Raw genomic sequence first — 26,246 nt, 5'->3', positions numbered from 1 at the left:
CTTAGAATTTTCAGGGTTTTACATACTGTTCAGTTTTCAAGGTTCTTTGTTGTTGCCTCAGCAGCAACTTTTATAGTCTATCAAAAGTTTTTGCTTTTGTCAACACTTTTTTATTTTTTTACAAATCCACGTTTTTTCGAAATTTTTCTGAGTTCGTCAAGAATCTTCAAATCATTTCTTTCGTTTCGTGTTTTGTTTTTGTCCTTGTCTCAAGGACGTATGTTATGATACCAGAGCATTCCCGGAAAGTCAAGCATTTTTCTAAATTTGCTATTTTATATGTTTTTTTGTGATTTTTAAGAATATTCTGGCATCATTTAAACAGAGCTATTTCTATGTTGCTGTTCTTTCTTCTACAATTTTATTTTCTAATCAGCAGCTGGAACAGTTCTGACAGGTTCTGCAATGGCGTGCTGTCTGGTTCTATTGATTTTCATTACCTTCCTGGGTTTTCTACGCAATGTGTTCCTTCTTTCCCATCCGTTCTGCTATCTTTCTGGCGCTCTCGGTCACGGCCAGACCGCCTTCACTCGTCTCGCGTAAAGCAGCCGGAAGCGCATTGCCGATCCGGCGCATGGAATCGACGACCTCGTCTGCCGGGATCGCGCTCTTGATTCCCGCCATTGCCATCTGCGCGCTGACCGCCGCATTGACGGCGCCGGCGGAATTCCGCTTGATACACGGAACTTCAACTAGACCACAGACCGGATCACAGGTTAGTCCCAACATATTTTTGAGGGCAAATGCCGCTGCATTCGCGATACACTCCGCATCGCCGCCCTGCAGATATGCCAGCCCCCCTGCTGCCATCGCACTTGCTGAACCAATCTCCGCCTGGCATCCACCCGATGCACCGGCGATGCTCGCATTTTCTGCAATAACCGCACCGATTCCTGCACTGACAAAGAGCGCCTCGACCATCCGGTTCTCCGTTTCCTTACAATATTCCTCATACGACAAAAATACCGCCGGAATCACCCCGCATGCGCCCGCCGTCGGAGCCGCCACGATTCGTTTCATACAGGCGTTGGACTCTCCCATTTTCACCGCTTTTTCCATCACAAGCCCCATGTATTCGCCCGCCAGGCTGCGACCGGAGGCATTGTATGCGTGCAGTTTTTCTCCGTCGCCGCCCGCCATTCCACTTGCCGAGACGATCGAGCCGTCGTATTCCTGATCTGCCTGGCGCATCGCCTGATACATCTGCCGCATTGTTTCAAACGATTCTTCCACCGTCACCTGGCGTTCCTGCACATCTGCCAGAAGAACCACCTTCCAGAGCGGAATTTGATGTTCGTTCGCTAAGAGGACCAGATCACTCACTGAATGATATAACATTTCCATTTTCCCGTTCCATTCCTTTTCTTATATGAATCTTTCCTATCGAAGACTTAAATATGTTACCTTTCGGATACCCTCCTGACGGCGCAGCCACACAAGCCCTTCTTCCGGAATCTCTTGATCGCACTCAATAACCATCACTGCCATGCCGCCGCGCGCCGCACGGTAGAGCTGCATCGTCGCAATATTGATCGATTTGTGCGCCAGCATCGCCGTCACATCCGCCACATGTCCCGGCTGATCGTCGTTGTGGACAACCAAGGTTGGATAACTGCCGGAAAAATTGGCTTCAATCCCATCGACCTTCGCAATATTGATCCGGGAACCGCCCAGTGATTCACCTACTACCGTCAGACTGCGCCCGGAAATGCCCTCAAGCTCCAGTTCCGCCGAATTTGGATGCGCCTCTTTTAAATTAGCTTCCTCAAAGGAAAACTCAATCCCTTTCTCCTCTGCCAGGTGAAAGCTGTCCGGAATCCGCATGTCGTCCGGCACCATTCCTAAAAGTCCCGCAATCAGCGCTTTCTGAGTTCCGTGTCCGGTTCCCGTTGCCAGAAATGAGCCGTACAGACCAATCCTTGCCCGCTTAACCGGTTCCCCAAGAAGCTTCTGCGCCACAAATCCAATCCGAACCGCGCCCGCTGTGTGGGAACTGGACGGTCCGACCATCACCGGACCTACTATATCAAATAGATTCATATTTCTTTCCTTTTCTCTCGTTTACTTCGCCAGGTAGCCGCCATCCACCGGGATTACCGCTCCCGTTATATATTCTGCCGCGTCACTCGCTAAAAACACGGTAATTCCTGCCAGATCCTCCGCCTTCCCCCAGCGGTGCATCGGGATCCGCGCCGTTACCTCTTCATACTGATCCGGATTTTTGGCTTTCATATCCGATGTGAGCTTTGTCTCCATATAACCAGGTGCGATCGCATTGACGGTCACACCACGCGATGACCATTCATTGGAGCAGGCTTTCGTGAGCTGCGCCACACCGCCCTTACTTGCCGCGTATGCCGGTATCATCACACTTCCGAAGAAGGAGGTCATCGATGCCACATTAATAATTCTGCCGTATCCACGCTGCAGCATATCCCGCGCCGCCAGCTGAGACATTTGGAACATAGCACCTAAATTTACTCGCAGAATCCGATTCCACTCTTCCATCGGAAAATCTTCTGCCACGCACCGGTGCTGAACTCCCGCACAGTTTACCAGTATATCCGCCTGACCATCAAGGCTTTCCACCAGACGCTTATAGATATTCGGAACCTCCTCTTCTCTTACCAGATCTCCCACTATTCCGTGAACCACCACACCGGTTGTCCGTGCAAGCGCATCAGCGCTCTCCCGCACCTTCTCACTTGTTCCCAAAATAGCAACCTCCGCCCCAGCTCTGCACAGTCCCTCTGCCATGCCATAGCCGAGTCCTCTGGTTCCGCCCGTGACGATCGCTTTTTTCCCCTTTAAGCTAAATAAATCCATAAAATCGCGCATCTTTTATTTTCCCTTTCAAAAGCACACATCTGTAAACAGCCCCTCTGCTGCAGATTACGAACTAGCGATATATTTGTTTTTTATTTCTATATATAAAAGCTGCCGTGAAACAAGAATTTCATTCTTTTCACAGCAGCTTTTTTACTTTTATTCAATGCATTTTCTTCCACTGCCTGACTGGCTGCATCGAGCGATCCGCTTATGCCAGCTTTTCGCCGGTCAGCATCTCATAGCTCTGAAGATATTTTTCAATGGTCTTGTCCACAATCTCCTGCGGGAGTGTCCAGTCATTGCCCGGATGAGCGGTCAGCCAATCGCGTGCAAACTGCTTGTCGAAGGACGGCTGGGAATGTCCTGCCTCGTAGCCCTGTGCCGGCCAGAAACGGGAGCTGTCCGGAGTCAGCATCTCATCACCAAGAACGATGTTGCCATTCTCATCCAGACCGAACTCAAACTTGGTATCTGCGATAATGATACCTTTTTCCAGTGCGTACTCCGCACATTTTTTGTAAAGTGCAATCGTGTATTCACGCAGCTTATCTGCATACTCCTTTCCCTTGCCCGGGAAGTATTTTTCCAGATGATCTACGCTCTGCTCATAGGAGATGTTTTCATCATGATCGCCAATCTCTGCCTTAGTGGACGGTGTGTAGATCGGCTCCGGCAGTTTGTCAGACTCTTTTAAGCCTTCCGGCAGTTCAATTCCACAAACCTTTCCGGTCTTCTGGTAGCTTGCCCAGCCGCTTCCTGTGATATAACCGCGGACGATGCACTCAATCGGAAGCATCTCAAGCTTACGGCACATCATGCTCTTTCCTTCGAATTTCTCCTGCTGGAAGAATTCCGGCATGTCTTTTACATCTACGGAAATCATGTGATTCGGGATAATGTCTTTCGTCAGGTCAAACCAGAACTTGGACATCTGTGTCAGTACCTTGCCTTTGTTTGTCACTTCGTTATGTAAGATAACATCAAAGCAACTGATACGATCCGTTGCAACCATAATCAGGCTGTCTTCATTGTCATAGATTTCACGGACTTTTCCTTCTTTAATCGGTTTCATCTCCTGCATTTTTTGCACCTCATTCTTAAATTTTATGGTGGAATCCAGAGCCCCCCTATATCACAAATGTACAGCTCTGTATCCTTCTATCTGATAAATTACCACTTACCCGCCCTTATTGTCAAGACTCGCCTCCCCGTTTCCTCCTTAAATCCCAACAATTCAGCATTTTACCCTGTGGAAGGCGGTTTGGTATGAATTTTTCTACGCCGTTTTCTTCCAAAATGGAATAGTAAAAATGCAGCGTTATCTGCCTTTCTTCCCTGCTTAAAGAAAAGTTGGCAGATGACACCGCATTTTATCAATTTACCATTTATTATGTATATGCCTCGGATTCTCAGCCCGACGCACTCTTACTTATTTCAGAGCTGCAAATCCACGCTCCAGATCCTCGATGATATCGTCGATATGCTCGGTACCAATGGACAGACGGATGGTGTTCTGCTTAATGCCCTGATCTGCCAGCTCCTCGTCAGTCAGCTGGGAGTGGGTTGTTGTTGCTGGATGAATAACCAGACTCTTTACATCTGCTACGTTTGCTAACAGGGAGAAGAGCTGCAGGTTGTCGATGAACTTATGAGCTTCTGCCTGTCCGCCCTTGATCTCAAAGGTGAATATAGAAGCGCCGCCGTTCGGGAAATATTTCTCATACAGTGCATGATCCGGATGCTTCGGCAGAGACGGATGATTAACGTGCTCTACTAACGGATGTTTAGACAGGTACTCAACAACCTTCTTGGTATTTTCTACATGACGGTCGATACGCAGAGACAGTGTCTCAGTTCCCTGAAGAAGCAGGAATGCGTTGAACGGGGAAATCGTAGCGCCCATATCACGCAGAAGGATAGCGCGGATGTAGGTGACGAATGCTGCCGGACCTGCTGCCTCTACGAAAGATACGCCGTGATAGCTCGGATTCGGATCTGCGATTGCCGGATATTTGCCGCTTGCTTTCCAGTCAAATTTACCGGAATCTACGATAATGCCGCCCAGAGTGGTTCCGTGTCCGCCGATGAACTTGGTAGCGGAATGTACGACAATATCTGCGCCATGCTCGATCGGGCGAATCAGGTACGGTGTGCCAAATGTATTGTCAATGACTAACGGAAGTCCGTGTTTGTGTGCAATTTCAGCAATCGCGTCGATGTCCGGAATATCACTATTCGGATTTCCGAGAGTCTCCAGATAGATAGCACGGGTATTTTCCTGAATTGCACCTTCTACCGCTTCCAGATTATGAGCATCTACGAAAGTTGTAGATACACCGAAATGGGAAAGTGTATGCTCTAAAAGGTTATAGCTGCCGCCGTAGATGGTCTTCTGTGCTACGATGTGACCGCCGTCTGCTGCCAGTGCCTCGATTGTATATGTAATAGCAGCTGCGCCGGATGCGGTTGCCAGTGCTGCAACGCCGCCCTCCAGTGCTGCGATTCTCTTCTCAAATACATCCTGTGTGGAGTTGGTCAGACGTCCGTAAATGTTACCGGCATCTGCCAGGCCAAAACGTGCTGCCGCATGGGCGGAATTTTTAAATACATAAGAAGTGGTCTGATAAATCGGAACGGCTCTGGAATCGGTTGCCGGATCCGGCTGCTCCTGACCTACGTGTAACTGAAGAGTCTCAAATCTATAATTTCCCATCTCAAAATACCTCTCTTTCTTTTTCTGGAAGTTTATTTCCTAGTATGTAAATTCGTTTTTATTCTATATTCATTTTTTTATTTGAGCAAGCGTTTTTCCATTTATTTTCAAGCTTTCTATAAAATAATTGCTTTTCCGCATTACTATATTTGCTTATGCAAATGTATATTTTGCTTTTTGGATAAATAAAAAGCCGGACCGCTTAATCTTCTTTAAGCTCCCGGGCAAATGGCTTGCATCTTAAATCGTTGTCATTCTCTTGAACGGCAGATATGCAAATTTACCTGACCATATAAAATGCCCGGGAATTACACATTCGACAACAACACATCAGATTTCCGTTCCATACAATATTCTGTCTTGCCATTGTATCTGCCTCCTTTTCATTTTCATGTTCTTTCCGAACTCGATGGCTTAATGATACTCTTATAAACCAACTTTGTCAATAGGTATTAGGAAAAAACTTTTTTTCTTTGTTTTCCACGCTTTTCTCCTTGAAAGTCCTATTACCTTGCGTTATAATTGGTTAGTAGTAAGGAGGTTACCGAATGATATCAACAAAAGGAAGATACGCCCTGCGCGTTATGATCGATCTGGCGGAACAAAATTCTGCTGGATATATACCACTGAATGAAATTGCCACCCGTCAGCAGATTTCTGAAAAGTATCTGGAAATCATCTTGAAGGTTCTGGTCAAAAATAAATTACTGGAAGGACAGCGCGGCAAAGGCGGCGGTTACCGTCTGACCCGTCCGATTAATGAATATACCGCCGGAGAGATTCTGGAACTGACCGAAGGCTCTCTCTCTTCCGTTGCCTGCCTTGCACCGGATGCGCCGCCGTGCGAACGTCAGACAAGCTGTGTGACCCTGCCGATGTGGAAACGCTTTGATCAGGTTGTACACAATTTCTTCTATAATATTACTTTAGAAGATCTGGTAAAGGAAAGTCAGTCTTTGCCGAAAAGTACGAATTAGCATTTATAAATGAACGAAGGCATTCCAGTTTGACCGAATGCCTTTTTATATGTAGATTTTTCTATTTATTTCAGTATTGAAGCATCTCAAATGTTATTTTTTGATGCCTTTCCGTTCTTTTGCCCGCTCGAGCAGTTTCTCCGCCTCTTCCAGCGCTCCCGGAAGATACGCTTCCGTCCACTCTTTTCCGGCTTTTTCCTGCTTCTTGATTGCATCCCAATCCGTGACCGGTTCTCCCTGTTCGGACAGCATCGACTTACCAAACACGTGCGGATGGCGGCGGATCATTTTTTCGCTGGCGCCATCCATGACCTCCCGTATCGTAAATAGTCCTTCTTCCTCCGCGATCTGCGCGTGAAGAAGAATCTGCAGCATTAAATCCCCCAGTTCTTCTTTCAGGTTCTCCGCATCGCCGGTCGCCTCCCAGATATTGATACCGCCAATCACCTCTGCCGCTTCTTCAATGCAGTACGGTTTCAGCGATGTATGCGTCTGCGCCCGATCCCACGGACAGCCGTCCTCGGCACGGAGATGGCGGACTACCTCGCAGAAGCGCATGAACGATGCGGCGCGGTCATTTTCTTTTTTTATCTCATTTGATTCTCGTTTCATTCTCTCTATCCATTTTCTTGTCTGCTTTTATTTCTGAGCTTGTTTATATGCCTATTTTGTAGCTGTTCAGTACCTTCACAGCCACAAGCAAAAATCCATTAAAAATTGCCTACGGCAATGGGATTTTTGCCTGCTGGTCCATGTTTTCGTACGGTCAGCGCAGTAAATGCGCTGACCTACTGAACAGTTACCCCATTTTTTATTATATTCCAAATTTTGCTTTCTGTCAGCCGTAAAATGAATTTGGAATTGACAGTCTGATATTTTTCATTTACAATATAATTATAACAAAACAGATTCTTTTATTTATCGGGACTCCTGCCCGGATGCTCCCTTCGTAAATAAGAGCCATGAATCTTACAGGATATGTGGGTCTTTTTTTATTGCACATGATTCCGATACAGCTACCATACCGGATTGCTGCCAATCTTTTTTGATTTGGAAATTATCCAGTAAATAAGCGCTCGAATCATCCAGATAGAAAATCCCCTGTCAATTTCTGCACAATGCAGTATACCTGGAGGATTGATACCATGACTTTTTATGAAACTTTAGATTCAATTATGAAACAGGATTTTGGCGGTCGCGGACTTTTAGCATCTCTGCCTGCTTCCCCACTTGCGGCTGTGTCTGCTTCTCTCGCCCATGCGAAAAGAGCCGTTCTTCTGACCGGTTTCCCGGTTCGAATGCCAGACGGTTCTATTACCGGCGAGACGGATGGACCTTCCGGAACTGCCAACCTCGCAGCAGCGCTGACGGCAGCTGGCTGCGGCGTGTCAGTCGTAACCGACTGGTCTTCTTATCCGCATCTGGAAGCGGCTCTCCGCTTCCGCGCTCCGCAGGCAACCTTGATCCGTCTGCCGGAACAGAATACGGATAACTTTATCCGCACCTTTATCCGTGATGCAAAACCGACCCATCTGATCAGCCTGGAGCGCCCAGGCAAAGCTGAAAACGGACATTATCACAGCATGCGCGGTGAACAGCTCGACGATATGATTACAGATTCGGCACTTTTCCTGTCTGCTGCCAGAGAAGCTGGTGCCACGGTCATTTCCATCGGAGATGGCGGCAACGAGATGGGAATGGGGACCTTCCGCCGTGAAATTCTCGCAGGTGTTCCACACGGCGAACTTATCTGCACCGCAGAAGCAGCAGACCTGACGCTGGCAAGCGGCGTTTCCAACTGGTGGGGCTGGGGCATTGCCTCCCTGCTCTCCCTGGAATTAGGACGGAATCTTCTCCCCTCTGACCGCACCGAGACAGAATTGCTCCGCCGGGTTGTGGCAGCAGGCGGTGTGGATGGATGCACGAAAAAAGCGGAACTGACCGTTGATGCACTCCCTCTGGAGACGCATCTGAGGATTTTGCAGTCTGTCCGCAAATTGACCGATGAAACGCTTAAAAAGCAGACAGCAAAGAGAGAGACTCCTTATTTTTACAGAGAGCGGAAGGTAATGGCAGCTGTTTAGGGACTTTTGGTTTTTTATTTGTTTTCATTTTCAAGAATAAAGAATGTGCCTTGGCACATTCGGGCGTCTCGCGCGGTCGCTTGCGACATATTTTTTCTTCGCGCGAGTGCGCATCCCGCGGAGCGTTCTTTGTCATAGAACGAAGTTTCCTATATTTAAAAAAGACCCGCCTATGTATTTCACTACATAAGCAGGTCTTTTTTGAATGATTGTTTAACGCTCGCTTTTACGCTTACAATTCACTTATTTGCTCTTACTTTTCTTCTGCAGCCCGATATGCCTGTGTCACATTTTTCGTGATCGCTTCCGCTTTCCGGTCAGCCGCCACAACCACATGACTCAATGCAAGTAATGCCAAAACGTTCGGAATAACCATCAGCGCGTTGAAGAAATCTGCCAGAGCCCATACTAAATTTACCTTTAACATAGAACCAATGACAATACAAATCACAACGATGAAGGAATAAACCTTTGCCGCGCCCTCGCCGAACAGATATTTCGCATTCGTCAGGCCAAAGAAATGCCATCCCAGAATCGTCGAAAATGCGAAGAACAGCAGGCAGATCGCAATAAAAATAGAACCAAAGTTTCCAAAACTCTGCATGAATGCCGCCTGTGTCAGCGCTGTACCATCCTTGCCGGAGCTCATCGCATCCGTTGTCAGGACTGCAAATACGGTCAGATTTAAAATAACAAATGTATCAATAAAGACACTGATCATCGCACAAAGCCCCTGATGATGCGGGCTTTCTGCTTTCGCACGTGCGTGAGCATGCGGTGTGGAACCCATACCTGCCTCATTGGAGAAAAGTCCTCTCGCTACACCAAAACGGATTGCCTCGCGGACGGTGATACCAGCACCAGCGCCCATTACCGCTTTCGGATCAAACGCGCCCTTGATGATCATCATAAATGCCGTCGGCACGTGATTGATATGAAGACCAATCAGAATCAGGCTTCCTACAATGTAAACGCCTGCCATAACTGGCACAACCTTCTCTACCACAGCTGCCAGACGTTTGGTTCCACCAATGAAAATGAATCCTGCCAGTACTGCCAGCACAAGACCGATCGTGATCGGCGGAATATTGATTCCATATACCTGAAATACCTCTGTAAACGCAGCACCGATCGAGTTGGACTGTACCATATTGCCCATAAACCCAAGTGCTAAAACAATAAAGATAGCAAACAGAGTGGATAATACCTTTCCAAAATTACCTTTAAATGCCGCCTTGATGTAGTAGACAGGTCCGCCTGTCACCTCACCATTTACCTCTGTCTTGTAGGTCTGTGCCAGAACCGCCTCGGAGTAGATGGTCGCCATTCCGAAGAACGCGCTCAGCCACATCCAGAAGATTGCACCCGGACCGCCGCCAAACAGCGCTGTCGCCGCACCTGCCAGGTTACCAGTACCAACCTGTGCTGCGATCGCCGTCATGATCGACTGAAACGGGCTCATTTCCCCTTTTTCATGTTTTTCTCCGTTCAGGCTGAAATGTCCAAACACATGCTTGCAGCCCTCGCCAAATTTTCTTACCTGGATGAATTTGAGACGAATCGTGTAATAGATGCCCGTTCCACACAGCAGAATCAGCAGAAGAAAACTCCACAGAAAATCATTGCCTTTGTTTACCAGTGTCAAAATCGTGTCCATTTTTTATCCTCCTCTATGTTTTCGTTACGATTCCGGCTCTTTTATAAATCCGGGATCGAGTAATAAAATAAGAGCTGATACAAATCAGCTCTCCAAAGAGTAGAACATATGCATACAATAGAACTCATCCCCTGGTTCCATTGTGATTGGTTGTATGCCCTGTCCTTTTGCCTGAGAGATCAACGAATACCATGGACGTGCATCCGTCTTACACCTTCGGCGCTCCTTCTTGGAGACTCTCCAGAGTGTCCCTGCCTGACTGACCTTCGATCACTCATCAGGACGGTTCAGTAAACAGGAACGAACTTATGTGAGGTATGCTATCACATTTCTTCTGCTTTTTCAACTGATTTTTATAAATTATACGAAAATCCTCAAAATATTACGGTTCGCGACACGTTTTCCCCCTTTTCATTAAACTGCTCATACTTTTCGCCAATCAAAAGAGAATCCATCTGCGGGTATGCACCATCTTTTAAAATATACGATGGAATTTCCCCTTCTGGCTGCCATCCCGGCTTTTTTCCTCCCCATTCTTCCCGGTTTTGAGCTGCCTCTGCCTCCGTCACGTTCCTCCATGCTGATTCTGCTGCCTGACCACGCTTTCCCTGCTTTGTCAGAGGAATCACTTTAAAATGATATACGCCCGCAGTCTGCATCAACGGTACAAAATCGTACTGTTCAGCACTCGTCCGATGCGGATGTCCGACACGCTTCGCATCCCGGTAAAGCATCACCAAATATGCCGAAGCCCCCGGCGCTTTCTTCCACCTGCCAATTCCTCTTTCCGCCCAGACTGCTGCATCCACCGTTCCTATTATCTCTCCGGCATCCTGTAATTCGATCGTCAAAAGCAACGTAGTGCCATTATCTTTCCGAACTGCCTTGCTGCATACCGCGCCAAGCCCTGAAAACTGGATGTCCTCCTGGCGAAGGACGGAAAAAGAATCTTCTGCGTCGGATTCCAGCTCTATTTCGTATAGAATTTCCGGAGCAGGTTCTTCTGCACGGATTTCTTCTATCTTTCGTTCTTCTAAAGAAACTTCTTTGGTACCTATATTTTCAGAGTCGGCTTGTATGCTCCCTTTATATTGTTCATTTTCTTTTTTTCCCACCTCTGCCCTATCCATCGCCGGTCCGCTTGCCGGATCACCGGAGATTCGTTCCACACCAGTGACGCTATATGCCCTGTCCCGGCTTTCCGCCTCCAAAACAGGCATTCCCATTTCATCCAGCTCTTCTGCTGCCAGCCGAATCCTGACCCGATCGATGGATGCCGCGGCAGCGGGGAAACATCCCGCAGCCGCCTGGCTCAGTACGGCTGCTCCGAAGAGCAGCCCTTTCGCCATCTGATCCATAAAATCCCTCCCTTCCCTTTTTCTGCCATCTGATCGATTTTGATTTTTCTCTTATTTTTTTACTCCTCCTTGCCCTTATCATTCCTCTCCATATTCTTTTTTATATTTTCCTCCTTTCTTCGCCGCTCTGCGAGCGCCAGCCCTGCCCCAGCGCTCATACATATCAGTCCAATCACCAGTTTCCACTTCCAAATCAGTGAAATTGCTTCATTCAGACGCTCTTTTTCGTCCTCAACCTGATAAGCACCTTCTACTTCCCAGGTGGCTGATTCTCCATATCCCATCTTCGGAAGCGGCTTCATCTGTCTGCCGTCGAGAACAATTTTCCCATCTCCACAGATCGACTCTGGCACGCGAACTGTTAAATAGCCCTCTTTCAGCTCTTCTATCACTTTCTTTGGATGTTCCGGCTGACCGTGTCCCGGTCGCTCCGGCTTCAAACGGTCATACATCCGCACAACCGTCACCGTTCCGCCCTCTGAAACCGTAAATAAAACTGGTTCGGCTTTTTCGTAGCCCTCCGGCGCTTCCAGCTCTTCCAGAATATAGCGGCAGCCCTCCTTTAAAATGCCCTGTATGCATTTCTCCTTTTCTTCAGAAATCCATTCCAATATTACCTTTCCAGTCTCATCAGAAATCCTCAGGTGGGCACCTTTTACAAATTCGCTATCTCCTTTCTGCTCCCTCCATTTCCGCTTCTCCACCTGCACTTCCGTCGGTCTGTCATACATCTTCACCTGATCTACTCGACCGTCCAGTGATACCGTAAATGTCACTTTTTCTGCTTTCCAGTACCCATCCGGCGCTGTTTTTTCTACCAGCACATAGTTTTTTCCAGCGTTTAACTTTCCTTTTATCACATGGGCGCCCCGATCAGATACCCACGAATCAACCAAGGTTCCGCCTTCCTTCTCCTCCCAGAGTTCCATCCGCGCCCCCGGCAGTTCCTTTTCTCCCGTCACACTGTATTTTGTGATTTCCACGTGCGTCGGCTTGTCCTGCATGAAAATCCGCTCGACCGTTCCATCCTCGGAAACAGTAAACGGAATCTCTTCCGCATACGCAAATCCATCCGGCGCTCCCGTCTCGCGCATTATATAACTCTTTCCCGGTGTCAACGTTCCAATAATCTCATGAGGATGAGCCGCAGAAATCCATGATTCGATTACATTTCCAGACTGATCCAGAATCTCTATCTGAGCACCCGGAAGCTCCGTTCCGCCCAGATCTGTCTTTGAAAAGACCAGCTTTGTCGGGGAATCTATCATTCCAATTCCATCTATCTGTGCATCGTCCCCCAGAGAAAAAATCATCTGATTCGACCTCACCTCTTCCGTTTTTCCACCGTCCAGTTCCAGCAGTTCAACCAGGCGGTATCTATTCCCACGTTTGAGCACTTCACGCACCGACCGATCATTCTGATGAAATTCCCAGAGCGCTGTATTTCCCTGCCGGGAGGTTCGTCCCGTGCTTCCTGTACTCTTCCACTCGATCGGCAGTCCATCCGGAGTCTGTGCCGGAACTTGTGCCCGAACCTCATAGTTTGTTCCCCACGGCATCCCTGTCAAAACAACCGATTCGTCACAAGAAAGCGTCAGGCTTCCTCCACTTCGCAGCGTTCCCGATTTAGAACCTGTGTACGAAATCAAGCCTGGAAGCTCTTTTCCCTCCGCATTCTTTAAGTATAACGTATATGTTATATCTACCTGCCTTAACAACGCCGCGGCAGTTCCCGTCACCCGCCCGGCGATAGCAATTGCGCCCGGAGATAGAATTGGATGGAAGGATTCATAGCTCTTGCCCGTTTTTCCCCATATTGTTGCCGTTACCGTCATACCAGAATGATTTTCCTGTCCGTTTTCATTTATATGCTCTCCAACCAGAACAGCCACCCGCAAAATGCCTCCTGATCCGGCTGCCACATTCTCTATATTCCAATACCAGGATTCACCTATTTGTTCCGTTCCGCCCATCGAAGCCGCTGTCATTAGTTCACACCCAGCTGGAATTTCCAGTCCAATCTTCATATTTTCTTTTTTATCTGACTGGTTCCGATATGTAATTTCATATACAATTACACTTCCCGGCAGCACCGCTGCTCCGTCTTTTCCAATCGGGGAAACGGCGCGGATGCCACAAGGGTCACTGTATTCCGGATTTCGTATTTCATGGATATATCCCAGGCCATCTCTGTTTTCCGGGATCCAGCTTTCCACTTCCCTGCCATCTGTCTCTTTCTGATGATATTCTTCCAGACGATACCTCGTTCCTTTTAATGTTCGAAGCGTCAGCGGATAATGTCCGTTCTCATCCCAATTCAAACGGAATGTATTTTTTCCTATCGTCCGGCGGCTGCCGTCACTGAACTCAATGATCTCCCGCAGTTCGAAACGATGTCCTTCTGCCACTCCCTCTTTTTCACATTTTTCTCGTTCCAGATAAGGCGCAGAAGCTTCCATCAGTGAAGAAAGTACAAATTCTTCCCCACTGTCCAAATCCCACAGAGTTCTCACCAGACGAAGCGCTTTTCTTCCCTGCACCTGCAGAGACGTTATGCTGTCAAATAAACCGTCTGCTGTCTCTGTCTCCAGCGCATTTGCACCATCTCTGGCTGCGTTAATCCCCCTGCCTGTATCTGACACCGTGAAAATCATCGGTTTCTGCACAGTGTATCCATCCGGCGCTTCCAGTTCTTTCAGAAGATACGTGTGCCCGGCAATCAGCTTTCCTTCTATCACGTGTGTTTTCCCATCGCAGATCCAGGTTTCCAATGCCTCACCCGCTTCAGTGTACACACCATCCAAAAATCCAGCTTCATACACTGCCAGCTTTGCTCCTGACACAAAGAGACCCGTATCGAAATCCAGCTTGGAAATTTTGATTTTCGTTGTTTCATTCGGCACCGTCAGATCATACGTTAGCACCTCGCATTCCTTCTGATCTTCTATCAGCACCTCGTACACGCGCGGAATAAGTTGATATCCATCCGGCGGCATCGTCTCACGGACTTCGTAATGGTACGGAATCCAGCTTCCATTCTCCCCTATCGTTCCGATTGGCAGAAACGGGCTTTCCGCCTGACCGCTCTCGTCTGTCTCCATCTGAACCTTTTCTCCCGTCTCTCTGTTTTTCACTTCAAACACCGCACCTGCCAGTTTTTCCTCTGGCTTTCTCTCATCCACCTTTTCAACCCGAACCCGTCCCTGTTTCAACGTATTAACCGCTTCGATTGTCTCCCCCGAAGCAGTCGCCACCGTAAATTTCTTAGGTTCCATGAGGCGATAACCTGCCGGTGCCGAAAGTTCCACCAGATAATACACTCCATAGGCAATCGGAGAAATCCGATGCGGCTTCCAGTCCCCTGCCTTCCAGCCTGCCGGAATCTCCTGTTTTTCTGCTTCTTCCTCTGTAAATTTTCCATCCGATCCAGAAATCCAGCGTTCCACTAAATATTCTTTTTCCTGCATCAGGCTTCCATCCTGTGCCGCCCGGAAAACAGCAAGTTCTGCGCCTGCCAGATAAATTGCCTCTTCGGATGCCTCTCCTGAGCTTCCCAGCTTGGAAATATAGACAGACTTTGCCCTATTTTCCAGCCCGTAAAGCTGAATTTCAGCAGTTTCTTCGACAATCACCGGCTTCGGTGCTGCTTTCTGATAGCCGCTTGGTGTTTTCGTCTCCACCAGAACGTAATAGCCTTTCTTTCTGTTCGAAGCCAAATCATTTTTCGTCGGATTCAGCGGTAAATAATCAATCCGGTGAATCCCATCGGAGGTATCATAACTGACCAGAGTCCCCTCCGTCTGGTAATTCCAGCGGAAATCATAGCTGTAGCCTGCTTTTCCATCCGGCTGCAGATTTTTCGTTACCTGAACAAGCACCTGCGAACCATTTCCCAGATTCCAGAGCTGACGCACTGATTCGCCCTGTTCTGTCGCCGTTTCTTCCAGTTTTTCAGCGGTATATCCACACCATGCAACCGTGTTAAACCTTGTGTGATATTCTGCATACAGCTCCTGATAGCGGGCTGCAAAGCTGTCGCTTCCTTGGCTGTAGGCTTTCGCATCTTCGGTCTTCCAGCTCGTCACCCGTTTTTCCCGGTCATAGCGCGGTGTTCCATCCGCTTCCATGACAATTCCCTTTTCATCTGTCACTGCCTCGTACAGGGTCAGCTCCGCCGCATATGCATTCGGCAGACATTCTTTTTTTCCATCCTTCTCCTCATATTTGAAAAAGGCGGTTTTTATATGATCCTCCTGCATCGTGATGAGCTGCAGCTTAGAAGTTTCCTGGATTTCCACCTCTATTTGATTTGTCAGATATCCCGGAGGCGTCTCTATTTCCCCGAGAATATAATCGCCTGCCGGAATCCCCTCCCATGCCATTGGCGTCTTTCCGACGGTCCATTTCGCAGTCACTGTCTTTTTCTGGTTTCTCTCATCTAGTACTGTCCAGTTCGCCGGAAGTTCCCCTTTCTTTTCCAGATAATACCCGGACGGATGTGCTTCCAAATCATCACTCGCAACTCTTTTTGCCGGATAGAGCGCTAACACGGCTCCTTCCACACTTGAAAACGTATACCCCCCTTTTCCTTCCTCCCAGATCTTAGAATCCGATTCGTTCAAAATGCGATCATAGTCCCGGACTGGCTGCTGATATTGTTTTGGCGCGTCGATCTTTTCGATCTGCACCGTGATCGGGCGGTTAGTAAGGTACAGCTCCTGTACCTCACAGGTTTCCTCTACCGTAAGACCTGCCGGCATCCGTTTCGCATAACCGGATGGGGCACGCGTCTCCTCTAAAATATACGTTCCCACCGGGACGCGTTTTAAAACGTCCACCTGCCCATCTCTGATCCGTGTATGGAACGGATCGTTTGGCATTTCATCCCCGGTTATCCAGCTGTTTTCCATCAGATACGCCTCACCCTGACGATGGTACAGTGGTCGGTCATCTTCCCGTTTTTCCGGATCATTTCCAATATCATAGAGCGCTGCTTTCAACTGCAGATCCCATGCATTGGCATTGTAAGCTTTGAGAAGATCGCTGTATCGGTAACGCACATAATCGCCATCCCGATCATAAACGGGATATCCTTTGATATAAGTCTGATCGGAACGCTGGTAATAAACCGGCAGCCCATTTTCATTCAAAACCGGATTGACATGGGGCTGCAGCAGACCTCCGTCATATGTCCCGATCGTGTATTCCTGTTCCGTATCAGCATACATCGTTGCCACGCGGCCAGTCTTTATCTTATCCCTGGCAATCACATTTTCATAGCGATCCTTCGATACCCGGACCACCCACACCAATGTTTTGCCGGTTTTCTCCTCCGTCACATATGCCATTCCCGTGTACGGTTCTACCTCGCTGTCCCAGCTTCCGTCTGATGCCAGATGATAGAATTTTGTCCCGGACGGAACGTATTCAAACCGCCTTTCTTTCCGGCTGTACGCCAGTTCTTCATAGCTGGGGCTTACAATTTCCAGAAATGGAACGCCGTCTTTCATCGCATAGATCGGTTCGCCGTCTTTGGGACGCACCAGTTCGCCCTTTTCGTTATAGGCATACCGCACGCCCCGAAGTGTCGTAAATACCTCCAGTGCCCCGAGATCGTAATATAAAATGTCTGTATCTTCGCGTTCAACCCACTTGAGAATCCATCTGCCTTTCCCCTGGTCGTTGAACCGGTCATCCTGCGTATATCGTGTATAATTGTTATTTTCTCCTTTGTTATCTTCCCCCTCTTGTTCTTTATCCTTCACATACAGAAGCCGGTTTCCCGCATAACCTTTCTGCACATACATCCGGATCACATTTCCAAACGAATCGCGCACCACATTGACACCGGCATACGCCCGGTCCTCACTGTCCCCGTTCTTCTTTACCTCGATCGCATCATACAGGCACATCGATGCACCTGGAAGATAGCGGTTAAGTGCGTGCGCCGTATCTGGAACCCGATGCCAGATCGCCTTTCCAGTAAAAACCTGATCCTCATAAATCAGGTCAATCCACTCCCCGGCTTCCTGTTTTGCCCTCAGACTATCCAGCCAGCCCTTTGACCACCCATACCCAAGGAACGTTCCCGACGCATTGTACGCCAGTTCCAGATTTTCAAGACCATAACGGTTCGAAAGCTCGGTCAAAGTTCCCTCTCGCCGATCGCTCAACTCAAACAAAATCTCCGTTTCCTCCTGTTTTACTTTCGCGATTTCCAGCCGGATCGGCGTATTTCCTACATAAATCCGCGCCACATCCCCCCGGTCCTGCGGCTTATTGCCATTTGGCTTCGTTCCATCCGGGTTCTGGACTGCTTCTCCGTTGCTGCTTATCCGGGTTACCATTTCTCCATACACGGCAGCTGCCACCCGCTGACCGCGCTCTCCGTCCCGATAATACGTCACTTCATCCGAATACACTTCCACCGCTATCGGTTTCGTTCTCACGTATCCTTCCGGTGCAGATAATTCACACAACACATAGGCTCCTGCTCCCAGCGGCTGCGGCGTGATCAGATATCCTGTATTCTGGTTGGACGGCAGAGTTTCCCCCAAACCACCAAAATCCTGCAGCGTCGAATAAACCTGGAATGTGCCCGTCCGCGTCCCAAAGGCATCCTGCATCACCACCTGATCGGTTTCACTGCAAATCGGAGTTCCTGCCGGGATTATGCCTGTATATTTTCCTGTATAAGGTGCTTTCCAGGGGTATTTTGACGGAATTAGTGTTTTCAAATCAACCGGCGCGATTTTCTTTGCCCCCATTGCCTCCAAAAATTCCCGGCTGGCTGTCACCTGTGTATCTTTTTCATAAAACTGCACCTCCCCCTCGCTGTACTTCGACGTGTCCCGGCTGGCGGCATAAATAGCGAACACCGCATCATCATGCAGAATATTCTCTCCCGTCTCCGAATCTAGTTTTTCAATCCGAAGCTTTGCAGCATAAAACGTATTCCGGTATTTTCCATCCGCGTAGCCGGTAAATCCCAACGCATCATAGGCGGACTCCGCCGCCGGTTCTGTCACACTGTAAGGCACCAATCCCTGAAAATACCGCCCGTCAAACCCGGTCAGCGCCCCGGTGATTGTCCTGACCTGATCTTTCAGATAAAATCCCGCCGGATTGTTATCATCCGTCTTCTCTCCATACGGATATTCCACTGAATCTGCCCACCCTGCCTGCTCTGAGATCGAACCATAACGGTAATAGCTTTCTACCTTCTCGTTGCTCCGGTACCGGCTGTTTGCATTTTCAGACCGATAAATGTCCTTGTACGGCGCCATTTCCCTCTGAGCGGGCGAAAATCCGCTGTAGGCATAGCTTCCGCCTGGATAGGAGATCGTTCCCTGCCGTTTATCCGCATCCAGACCATACTTATAAATCTCATAATTTCCATCCTGTCCATGTGCGCGGATCACATATTTCCTCAAATCCGCCTGATTTGTATCTCCCCACTCTTCATTCATCCGGATCTGATAGTTCGCCGCCAGCGTTTCCGGCGATGCCGAGGCGTCATATTGATAATCCGCTGACTTTTTTTCCGGAGATACGAGGTTTCCACCTGCCTCATAAACCGACGGGACTTCTATTTCTTTCGGCTGGTCGATCCGATAATGCTGGTTTTTGAAATCTTCCAGTGCTCCCGAATACGGCTGCTGCTCGACTGCCACATAGGTTCCGTAAGGAAGGTATTTCGAAACGCCATAATAATAACCTTCCTCGGATTTTTTTAATTTTTCTGCTGACAACGTTGTTTTGTCCCGATCGGAACCTCCATTTTCCGCGCTGTCCCACTCAATCGCGTATAAATCGTCCAAATCATAGGAGAAAAACGGCTTCAAATATTCCTCTGCTTTTAAAATTGCCTGATGCAAGGCTTCATCATAGATATAATCCGGGTAGCCTTCCTGTCCGCCCGATGCTTGAATGTTCTGCTTCTTTACCTCATCCTTCAAATACCAGTCCATCGCAAACTGACGGACAGCATCCGACCGTTTTGCATTTTCTATGGCTGCTTCCGACGTACGGCTCTGGTTCTGTATCGCCGCATTGTTATGATGCGCCGGATCTTTTATTTCTCCGCCACCGGTTCCAAAAATGCCCGTACGGATCCACGCAAACGGCTTAAAGGATGTATCTGCTGCATCTGCCCGCTGCCATTTATCCCGGTTCGCCACCGCCATCGCATCGAAAAATTTCTCATACTGATAGCCGGAAACTTCCCGTACCGCTCCCGCTCCATCTTCCTTGGTCCGCATGACCGTCTCAAGAAGTCTTGTATATCCCTGATTAACCTCTTTCGAATCCGCGATCTGCCCGTCTTTTCCATATTCATACAGACGTTCCTTTGCCGTCACTGCGCTGCCCCAGACATTGTTATTGACGGAACCAGCCGTCTGGGAATCTTTTTTATGAATTACCTGCGTGAAAATTTTCTGAACCGGAGCAAAGGATTCTCTAAGCAGTGGAAAATTCTTTTTTATCTCCGGCAACGAGACGACTTCCCCATCCCGGTTCATCCACACGATTTCGCCATCCGTATTCCGGTACAGACGTTCCAGATTGGATTTCAAATAGAGCTTAAAGCGGAAATTTGGCAGTGCTGAAGCGACATTTTCGTTTCCTCCCTCTTTTTCCGTAAACGGATCGGTGTGCCCACTTTCCGCATAAGTGTTATGTGCATAGGTGCCCTCCGGTGTCGTCGCTATATTTTTGACGATTTTTATCTTCTGGCGGATCACTCGCTCCAGTACACCCAGCGGTTCTTTCCTTGTCCCGGCATCCTGATAGGTGGTCTCCTGCCCCGGGTACGCCAGTGCCACCGGGACCACATAGGAATCATCCCCTGTCAGGCCGGAACCTCCAGAATCGACATATGCCTTTGCCCGCGCCTGTTTTATCCACGTGTAATAGCTGGAACTGTTCATCTGGTGGCCGGCAAAGAAACCATTTCCCAGCATTGCGGCTTCTTCCTCGTTCAGTGTAACCTTCTTCTCTTTCAATACCGCCTTAAATCCCAGCTCTTCCAGCACGCCTGCATTTGTTTTTTTCACGCCAAAACTGTCGGTAAAATTCGCGTTAACCCGCAGTATGTATCTCCCATCTGCATTCCGGGCTGCTGCCTGATGAACCCATTTTGTCTCCGTTACCTCCCGCTGCTGTGTTTCTGTCTTTTCCCGGTAAACAACTACCTGGATCGGCTGCCCATCCGCATCATACGGAATTTCCCCGGTTTTGTAATAGACATTTACCTCATTTTCCTTCGGAACAATCGTACCATCTCCCTCAATCACAGCATCTGTCTGCAAAAGTGCCGACGCCATCACCTGATTTCCAGCGGTAGTTTCCCTATAATCAGTATACGTTCCAAATGCGTCCCGACCTCGATTATTTGAATATGGTATATACACATAACGCGGACACATTTCCATATTCTCCGGCAGCCACTCTGCCCGGTGAAAAATCAGGCTGTCTTTCTCCGGATCACTTCCCAGTACCATGAAATTCTCCGGTATTCCTAAAATTCCTGCATATACCGTAAATTCAAACGAATCCGAAGACTCTTGCACCGCGTCCAGACCGCCATAGCTGATATATGGATGGGTATGATAAAAATCCAGAACGGAAGTGATCACGTCTCCCACTGTCATTGAGATTCCATCTTTTGTTTTCGGCACCGCAATCGTCTGGACCGGCGAACCATACACCGTTTTTTCTGCCTTTTCTCCCGGTGTCACACCGCTGACGCCGTACACGTCCCGCTCTCCTTCCCGGACGCCCCGGTCAAATACGCCGGTATAGATACTGGAATATGCATTTTCTCCTGCTCCCGGTGTCCTCGGTGTTATTTTCGCATGTCTGCGGAGTACCCGCTCGGCTTTCCCTTTCAAATAACAAAAGTCATCCACATCAAATATCTTTGCCAGCTTGTCCGCATTTTCTTCCTCGGTCATTCCCGTTTCTGCCTGCAAAAGAACGGCTTCCACTGTCTCCGGCACAAGTTCCTGCACCCGGACCTGGCGCATCCACCCCGCCGCATACTCAATCGGAACCTTTTTATTCATCGGCGTGCCATCCGCATTGTACTTTGGATACTGATAGTCGTTCTCTGCCACTGCCAGTTCCCCGGTATAAACTTTTTCATACTCACCTGTCCCAGCTTCCACCGAAACCGTTCCTTTTCCCTCGTCTTTTCGATAAAAGCTCACGCCCTCCGGCAGCCCTGACACCACAATCTCATAAACTCCTTCTTTCGTGTCCTTTGACTCTGCCGAAAAGAAAATTTCATTCGTATCAGCTCCACCATCGCCTGCCTGCTCTTCCCCATACATCTGCATGGAAATATGGGCATATCCTTCTCCCGGTTCCAGGACCGCCGCCTCCAGATCCTGTCCCAGGTTTGTAACTGCGTGAAGTTTATTTCCAACCGAAAGTTCAAAGCCCTCGGATCGGCTTAATTCCTTGACATAATATTCCCCCATCAGAAGTGGGCGTCCAATCCAGGCATTCCCATTCTTTGACGTATTGTTATAATAAATCCGCTCCCAGGCTTTATCTACCGTATAGTCATCGATCGCCGCATCTTGTGTATACAGATTTCCCGGCGCTTTCTTTCGCCATCCATCTGCTGCATCCGCAATCGACCCTTTCGAATAATCATAGGTTCGCCCCGGCGCCTCTGTACATGCCAGAAACGAGGCATCTCCATTTTTATCTGTCGTCGCCACCGCCACCAGATGATTGGCCCGGTAAACTACCCCTGTTTTCCCGTCCGGATGCAGCAGATCTTCTGCTGCAAACAAGCCATACACTGCACCTTCCAGCGTTGCATCCCCCTGTGAGTCCCCAAGCGCATTGTAAGACTCATTTTCGCCCTGTTTCAGATCCAGATCCTTTTTATTGATATGTACCTCGCCCTCTGTCCGGTGATCGTAGATCCTCCAGGCATCTTTCTCGCCGTCTGCCCCATTGCAATGGCTGAAATTGCCAGCACTTCCCGGCTCTATCGCTGAACCCACACTCGCGGAAACAAGCGCCGATTCATAGGCAGGGAAAAATAGTGACTCTGCTGCCGCACCCGCCAGTGTTTCCGTTCTTTGTGACAACTGCGGATTTTGATACAACAAAGAAGGTGAATGCCAGCTTGTATAAAAACCTGCCTCGGTTGTCAATAAATCTGAGCCGGTTGCCATATATCGCCGAATACTTTCACGTTCCGCTTTTTCTGCTTCTTCTAAATCATCATCCGCTTCATCAATAAACACAAAACCTTTCTGGACGCGATTTACCAGACGCTCCGAAATAGATACTTTCATCTCCGAGGCAGTTGCTTCCTTCTTCTCCTGTGTCAATTTTCTGTCTTTTTCATTTATGTCCTGTTCGTTTTCACTTGTCTTATTCCTCTTTCTCCCCGCTTTGTTTCCTGTATCTTGCGATTTTTCTCCTATCTCCGCCTCCGACGGTGTCGCTTTCCCCAGAAGCGCTGCATCCAATGCCGTAAACAGAACCATCCTCTGCGGCAAAACACGCATTTCTAACAGTCCTGGAAATACAGGACTCTTCCCCGCACTTTCTCCATTCTGATTTCCGGAAGCCTCTCCGATGCCCTGACTCCTTCTCACACTCTTCGTTCCCAGCACCACATCACGCGAATATCCGCCTCCAAAGGCTGCATTTGCCCCATGCTCAGATGCATCGGTTGTGATAATCTCAATTGGCAGGTCATCTGCATGTTCATCATGCAGAATATATCCATCCCGCGCTTTAAATTCTTTCCAGGTATAACTGTACTTCATGGAAATGAACTTCTCATACGTCTGCCCACAGTCCTCCTGGCAGCCAGACTTTGCATACGAAGTTTCCCCGTCTGCCCCTGTCGTCGGTCCCGCATCGGGTGTTTCTCCCTCGGAGCCGCCGTCTGACGCGATACCTTCTATCTCCCCTGCATCGACCTCCTCCATTATCCAGTGGAAATGGACGCCCTCAAAGTCTCCGCCCGCCTTTTCTTCACATTCCTCTTCGCACAAAAGCCAGCTATTTGCCAGGCGGATATTTTCTGCCTGCGCCGCCTCAATCTCTTCCTCATTGATGACTTCGCCCTCTTCGTCCTCCTCTTCCTCTGGAACAGGTACAAAGGCCGGTGCCGGATGACCGTCACAGAACGTCTTGTCATAGTGATAACCATGCTCCACCGTCTGGGAGGCGTAGCCATCGCCATCCGTTACCGCCGAACCCACTTGTCTGAAACCATCCCAGAGAACCGGCTCATCCTGATAATGGCTGGCATATGGTTCTCCGCCCTCATACAATTCGGCAGCTCCGTCCCGCTCAGTATTTACCCTGTTCTTATCGTCAAAGCGCTCAAAGAAGCCAAACCGCGCCCCTTCCAGCGCTTTCCCTGTCTCATGATCGTATTTGTACATCTGCAGATTATAGGTGGAAGTAAAATCCTCTTCATGCCTAAATACCTCAAATCGAATGCCTCCCTGCTCCGGTACCGGGGTTGGATCGCCCGCCAATGCAGCAAAATAATTGACCGGAACCATTCCGAGCTCCATCCATGCCATCCGCTGATGAATCCACGGATCACTTTTGGCAGGCGTTCCGCCTCCGTGTGTCCCCGAACAGGTCACACACTCCCAGATTTGAAGCGACTGGTCAATCGCCTCCTCCGCCGAAGCATATCCCCCGCCGCCCGAAGCGTATGGGGTTCCTTCCACCCGGAAACGAATCAGGGCTTTCGACGGTTTTGGATTTGGATTTTTAAATATGATCTGCGAGTCGGTTTTTGTATACGTCCATCCATCGGTCGGAACCGGGCTGAATGAAACACCGTCATTGTTTGAAAATTCAAGCGGTACAGAACGGATAAAATCCCAATCCGAGCCATCCGGCGCAAACGACAGCGTCAGAGTCGCCGCATCTACCTGTTTTGCCGTTCCCAGCGAGGTGCTGGAAGCTATCACATCTGGAATCTTTCCGCCGCCGACACCGGTATTTTCCTTTCCGCTGCCTCCGCCAGACAGCATTCCTCCCATTTGCATGTACGCCTCACTATTTGACGCAGCTGCCTCCAGCCACGGATATTTTGCCCGCACAGCTGGAACATAGAGGATTGTTTTCAGATCTTCCTCGGACACCATCTTGATAATTTCCGGTTTTCCCTGTGCTTTTGCTGCCACATTGATCGCCCGGATAAATGTATTTGCCTTTTCATCCCCCAGCGCTGCTCTGAGCGAGAGCATCGCCCAAAATACATATTTCTGTTCCTGACTGCTCAGCGGAACGGATGCCTGGGAGGGACGGTGTGCTTCATAGAGATCCCCTTTTTCTGCAATTCCCCAGATCGCATAACCGCCCTTATCGATACAATAAAGCTTGTGTCCCAGCAGCGTATCGCCATGGGCTGTCGTCAGTGTTGTCTGCTGACCGCTCGCAGGTGCCGCTTTCGCCGGAAAAACCGGGAATCCTGGCAAAAAAGCCATTCCTCCCAATATAATTGCCAGTACAAACGCCATCCCCCGTTTCACATTCTCTCTGTACCGATACTCCCCCATAAACTTCCTCCTCGTTTTTACTGCCCCGCGCCCCTTAACACCGGCAGTCCCTCGTTTTCTTTATTTTTCAGTTCCCCAAACTGATTTCAGCAGCGAGATAATCCCCTTTTCATACTCCTGTCTTGATATTTCCTGTCGTCCCCACTGTTCTTCTATCTGCCCCATCGGTACCTGTATTTTCTCCCAGGCAGCCTCGGAAATCGTCCCTTCTCCCCGCATACTCAAGGTCAGCGCCAGCACATTGGCAAGACTGTCTGGATCCACTTCATACTCCTTTCTTCTCTGCTCCCGCTCCTTATTCTCATAGCGGTAAAACTCCGTCTCAAAGTCAACCGGATATGTTTTCGCATTTGAAAATAGCGGCAGGCTGGAGGTCGGATCCGTCGCATACCACTGCGTGCCAATCCGCACCAGGCACGCATCATGGAGATATTCCGGCGTGTAGGTCACACACTCCAGCCCTACGATCTGGCATAGGAACTGAAATTCTTCCGCGAAATCCCGGCAGACGCCAACGCCTCCTTCCAAAACCGGGAAATCCTTTGCCTCTTCCGGCGAACCGTAATGATTCTGGTTAAAACCTCCCTCTCCGTTTGCAATCCGGTTATGCACATACAGAAGACGCGTTTTTTCATCCAAATGAATCCAGTCAAAACTATTGACAAATTTCTGCAGTTCTTCGACCGAAGCCCAGCTATAATTTGCTTTCGGTTCTCCCTTCGTATTCCACCCTGGATTTGCTTCCCCCGGATAACGGACTGCCTCTTTCAGGTAATATTCCGGATCGCTGATCTCTGGGTGCTGCTCTGAAAAAATACTTCCATTTCCATAAAAACTCATCTCTCCATTCTGCCACTCCCATCTCAGACTCTCTGTGTCCTTCCATTCACCGCCATGCGTCCCCTGATTGCCTGCATAAGCGCTGAAACCTCCGGCTGCGATCATGGCTGCTGCCAGTACGGCTGTACATCCCGATTTATTGGTTGTTTTCTTATCCTGTTTCATTTTTTATACCCCCATTTTTTATTCTTTTCGTGTCATTCCACTTCATTTTCCTGTTTGCCTCTGT

At 48.9% G+C, this 26,246-nt stretch carries 12 protein-coding genes and 1 riboswitch; of the genes, 2 read left to right on the top strand and 10 right to left on the bottom strand.

Translation table 11 applies throughout. The annotated features are described in order from the left end of the window. Positions 1-453: 453 nt before the first annotated feature. The 5 genes from sdaAA to PUQ60_RS07490 all read right to left on the bottom strand — a co-directional run bounded on the left by sdaAA (position 454) and on the right by PUQ60_RS07490 (position 5,542). Positions 454-1,338, bottom strand: a complete 885-nt coding sequence (sdaAA, locus tag PUQ60_RS07510) for an L-serine ammonia-lyase, iron-sulfur-dependent, subunit alpha (RefSeq protein WP_273379725.1) — start codon at positions 1,336-1,338, stop codon at positions 454-456. 42 nt (positions 1,339-1,380) lie between these two features. Beyond that, positions 1,381-2,040: an L-serine ammonia-lyase, iron-sulfur-dependent subunit beta gene (gene sdaAB, locus PUQ60_RS07505; RefSeq protein ID WP_107000463.1), complete on the bottom strand. Its 660-nt coding sequence runs from the start codon at positions 2,038-2,040 to the stop codon at positions 1,381-1,383. Positions 2,041-2,061: 21 nt separating this feature from the next. Beyond that, positions 2,062-2,826, bottom strand: a complete 765-nt coding sequence (locus tag PUQ60_RS07500; RefSeq protein WP_337539901.1) for an SDR family oxidoreductase — start codon at positions 2,824-2,826, stop codon at positions 2,062-2,064. Between the two features lie 211 nt (positions 2,827-3,037). After that, a complete protein-coding gene (locus PUQ60_RS07495; RefSeq protein ID WP_273379728.1) occupies positions 3,038-3,910 on the bottom strand; it encodes a phosphoribosylaminoimidazolesuccinocarboxamide synthase in 873 nt (290 codons plus the stop codon). Positions 3,911-4,258: 348 nt separating this feature from the next. Next, positions 4,259-5,542, bottom strand: coding sequence for an O-acetylhomoserine aminocarboxypropyltransferase/cysteine synthase family protein (locus tag PUQ60_RS07490; protein ID WP_273379730.1), 1,284 nt, complete (start codon positions 5,540-5,542; stop codon positions 4,259-4,261). A gap of 548 nt (positions 5,543-6,090) precedes the next feature. On the opposite strand from PUQ60_RS07490, the gene PUQ60_RS07485 reads away from it, so the two are divergent. Beyond that, on the top strand, positions 6,091-6,519 hold the full coding sequence (locus tag PUQ60_RS07485; RefSeq protein ID WP_022359441.1) for an Rrf2 family transcriptional regulator: 429 nt from the start codon (positions 6,091-6,093) through the stop codon (positions 6,517-6,519). Positions 6,520-6,612: 93 nt separating this feature from the next. Here PUQ60_RS07485 and PUQ60_RS07480 read toward each other — a convergent pair whose 3' ends face one another. Further along, the gene (locus tag PUQ60_RS07480) at positions 6,613-7,131 is read right to left on the bottom strand and encodes a MazG nucleotide pyrophosphohydrolase domain-containing protein (RefSeq protein ID WP_022359442.1); all 519 of its coding nucleotides are present in this window, start codon (positions 7,129-7,131) and stop codon (positions 6,613-6,615) included. Between the two features lie 533 nt (positions 7,132-7,664). Here PUQ60_RS07480 and PUQ60_RS07475 point away from each other — a divergent pair. Beyond that, positions 7,665-8,603: a DUF4392 domain-containing protein gene (locus PUQ60_RS07475; RefSeq protein ID WP_118570162.1), complete on the top strand. Its 939-nt coding sequence runs from the start codon at positions 7,665-7,667 to the stop codon at positions 8,601-8,603. A gap of 253 nt (positions 8,604-8,856) precedes the next feature. Here PUQ60_RS07475 and PUQ60_RS07470 read toward each other — a convergent pair whose 3' ends face one another. The 4 genes from PUQ60_RS07470 to PUQ60_RS07455 all read right to left on the bottom strand — a co-directional run bounded on the left by PUQ60_RS07470 (position 8,857) and on the right by PUQ60_RS07455 (position 26,182). Beyond that, complete coding sequence (locus tag PUQ60_RS07470) at positions 8,857-10,260, bottom strand: sodium:alanine symporter family protein (RefSeq protein WP_022359445.1); 1,404 nt, start codon at positions 10,258-10,260, stop codon at positions 8,857-8,859. A gap of 149 nt (positions 10,261-10,409) precedes the next feature. Beyond that, a riboswitch (glycine riboswitch) is annotated at positions 10,410-10,514 on the bottom strand. Positions 10,515-10,634: 120 nt separating this feature from the next. Then, positions 10,635-11,618, bottom strand: a complete 984-nt coding sequence (locus tag PUQ60_RS07465) for a hypothetical protein (protein ID WP_273379736.1) — start codon at positions 11,616-11,618, stop codon at positions 10,635-10,637. Between the two features lie 59 nt (positions 11,619-11,677). Beyond that, on the bottom strand, positions 11,678-25,177 hold the full coding sequence (locus tag PUQ60_RS07460; protein WP_273379738.1) for a SpaA isopeptide-forming pilin-related protein: 13,500 nt from the start codon (positions 25,175-25,177) through the stop codon (positions 11,678-11,680). 60 nt (positions 25,178-25,237) lie between these two features. After that, the gene (locus PUQ60_RS07455) at positions 25,238-26,182 is read right to left on the bottom strand and encodes a hypothetical protein (protein ID WP_273379739.1); all 945 of its coding nucleotides are present in this window, start codon (positions 26,180-26,182) and stop codon (positions 25,238-25,240) included. Between the last annotated feature and the right edge of the window lie 64 nt (positions 26,183-26,246).

This window comes from Clostridium sp. AF02-29 (assembly GCF_934835585.1).
In the GTDB taxonomy this organism is placed as follows: domain Bacteria; phylum Bacillota; class Clostridia; order Lachnospirales; family Lachnospiraceae; genus Otoolea; species Otoolea fessa.
The sequence above is the reverse complement of the archived record's forward strand: the minus strand, read 5'-3'. Positions and strand labels throughout refer to the sequence as shown.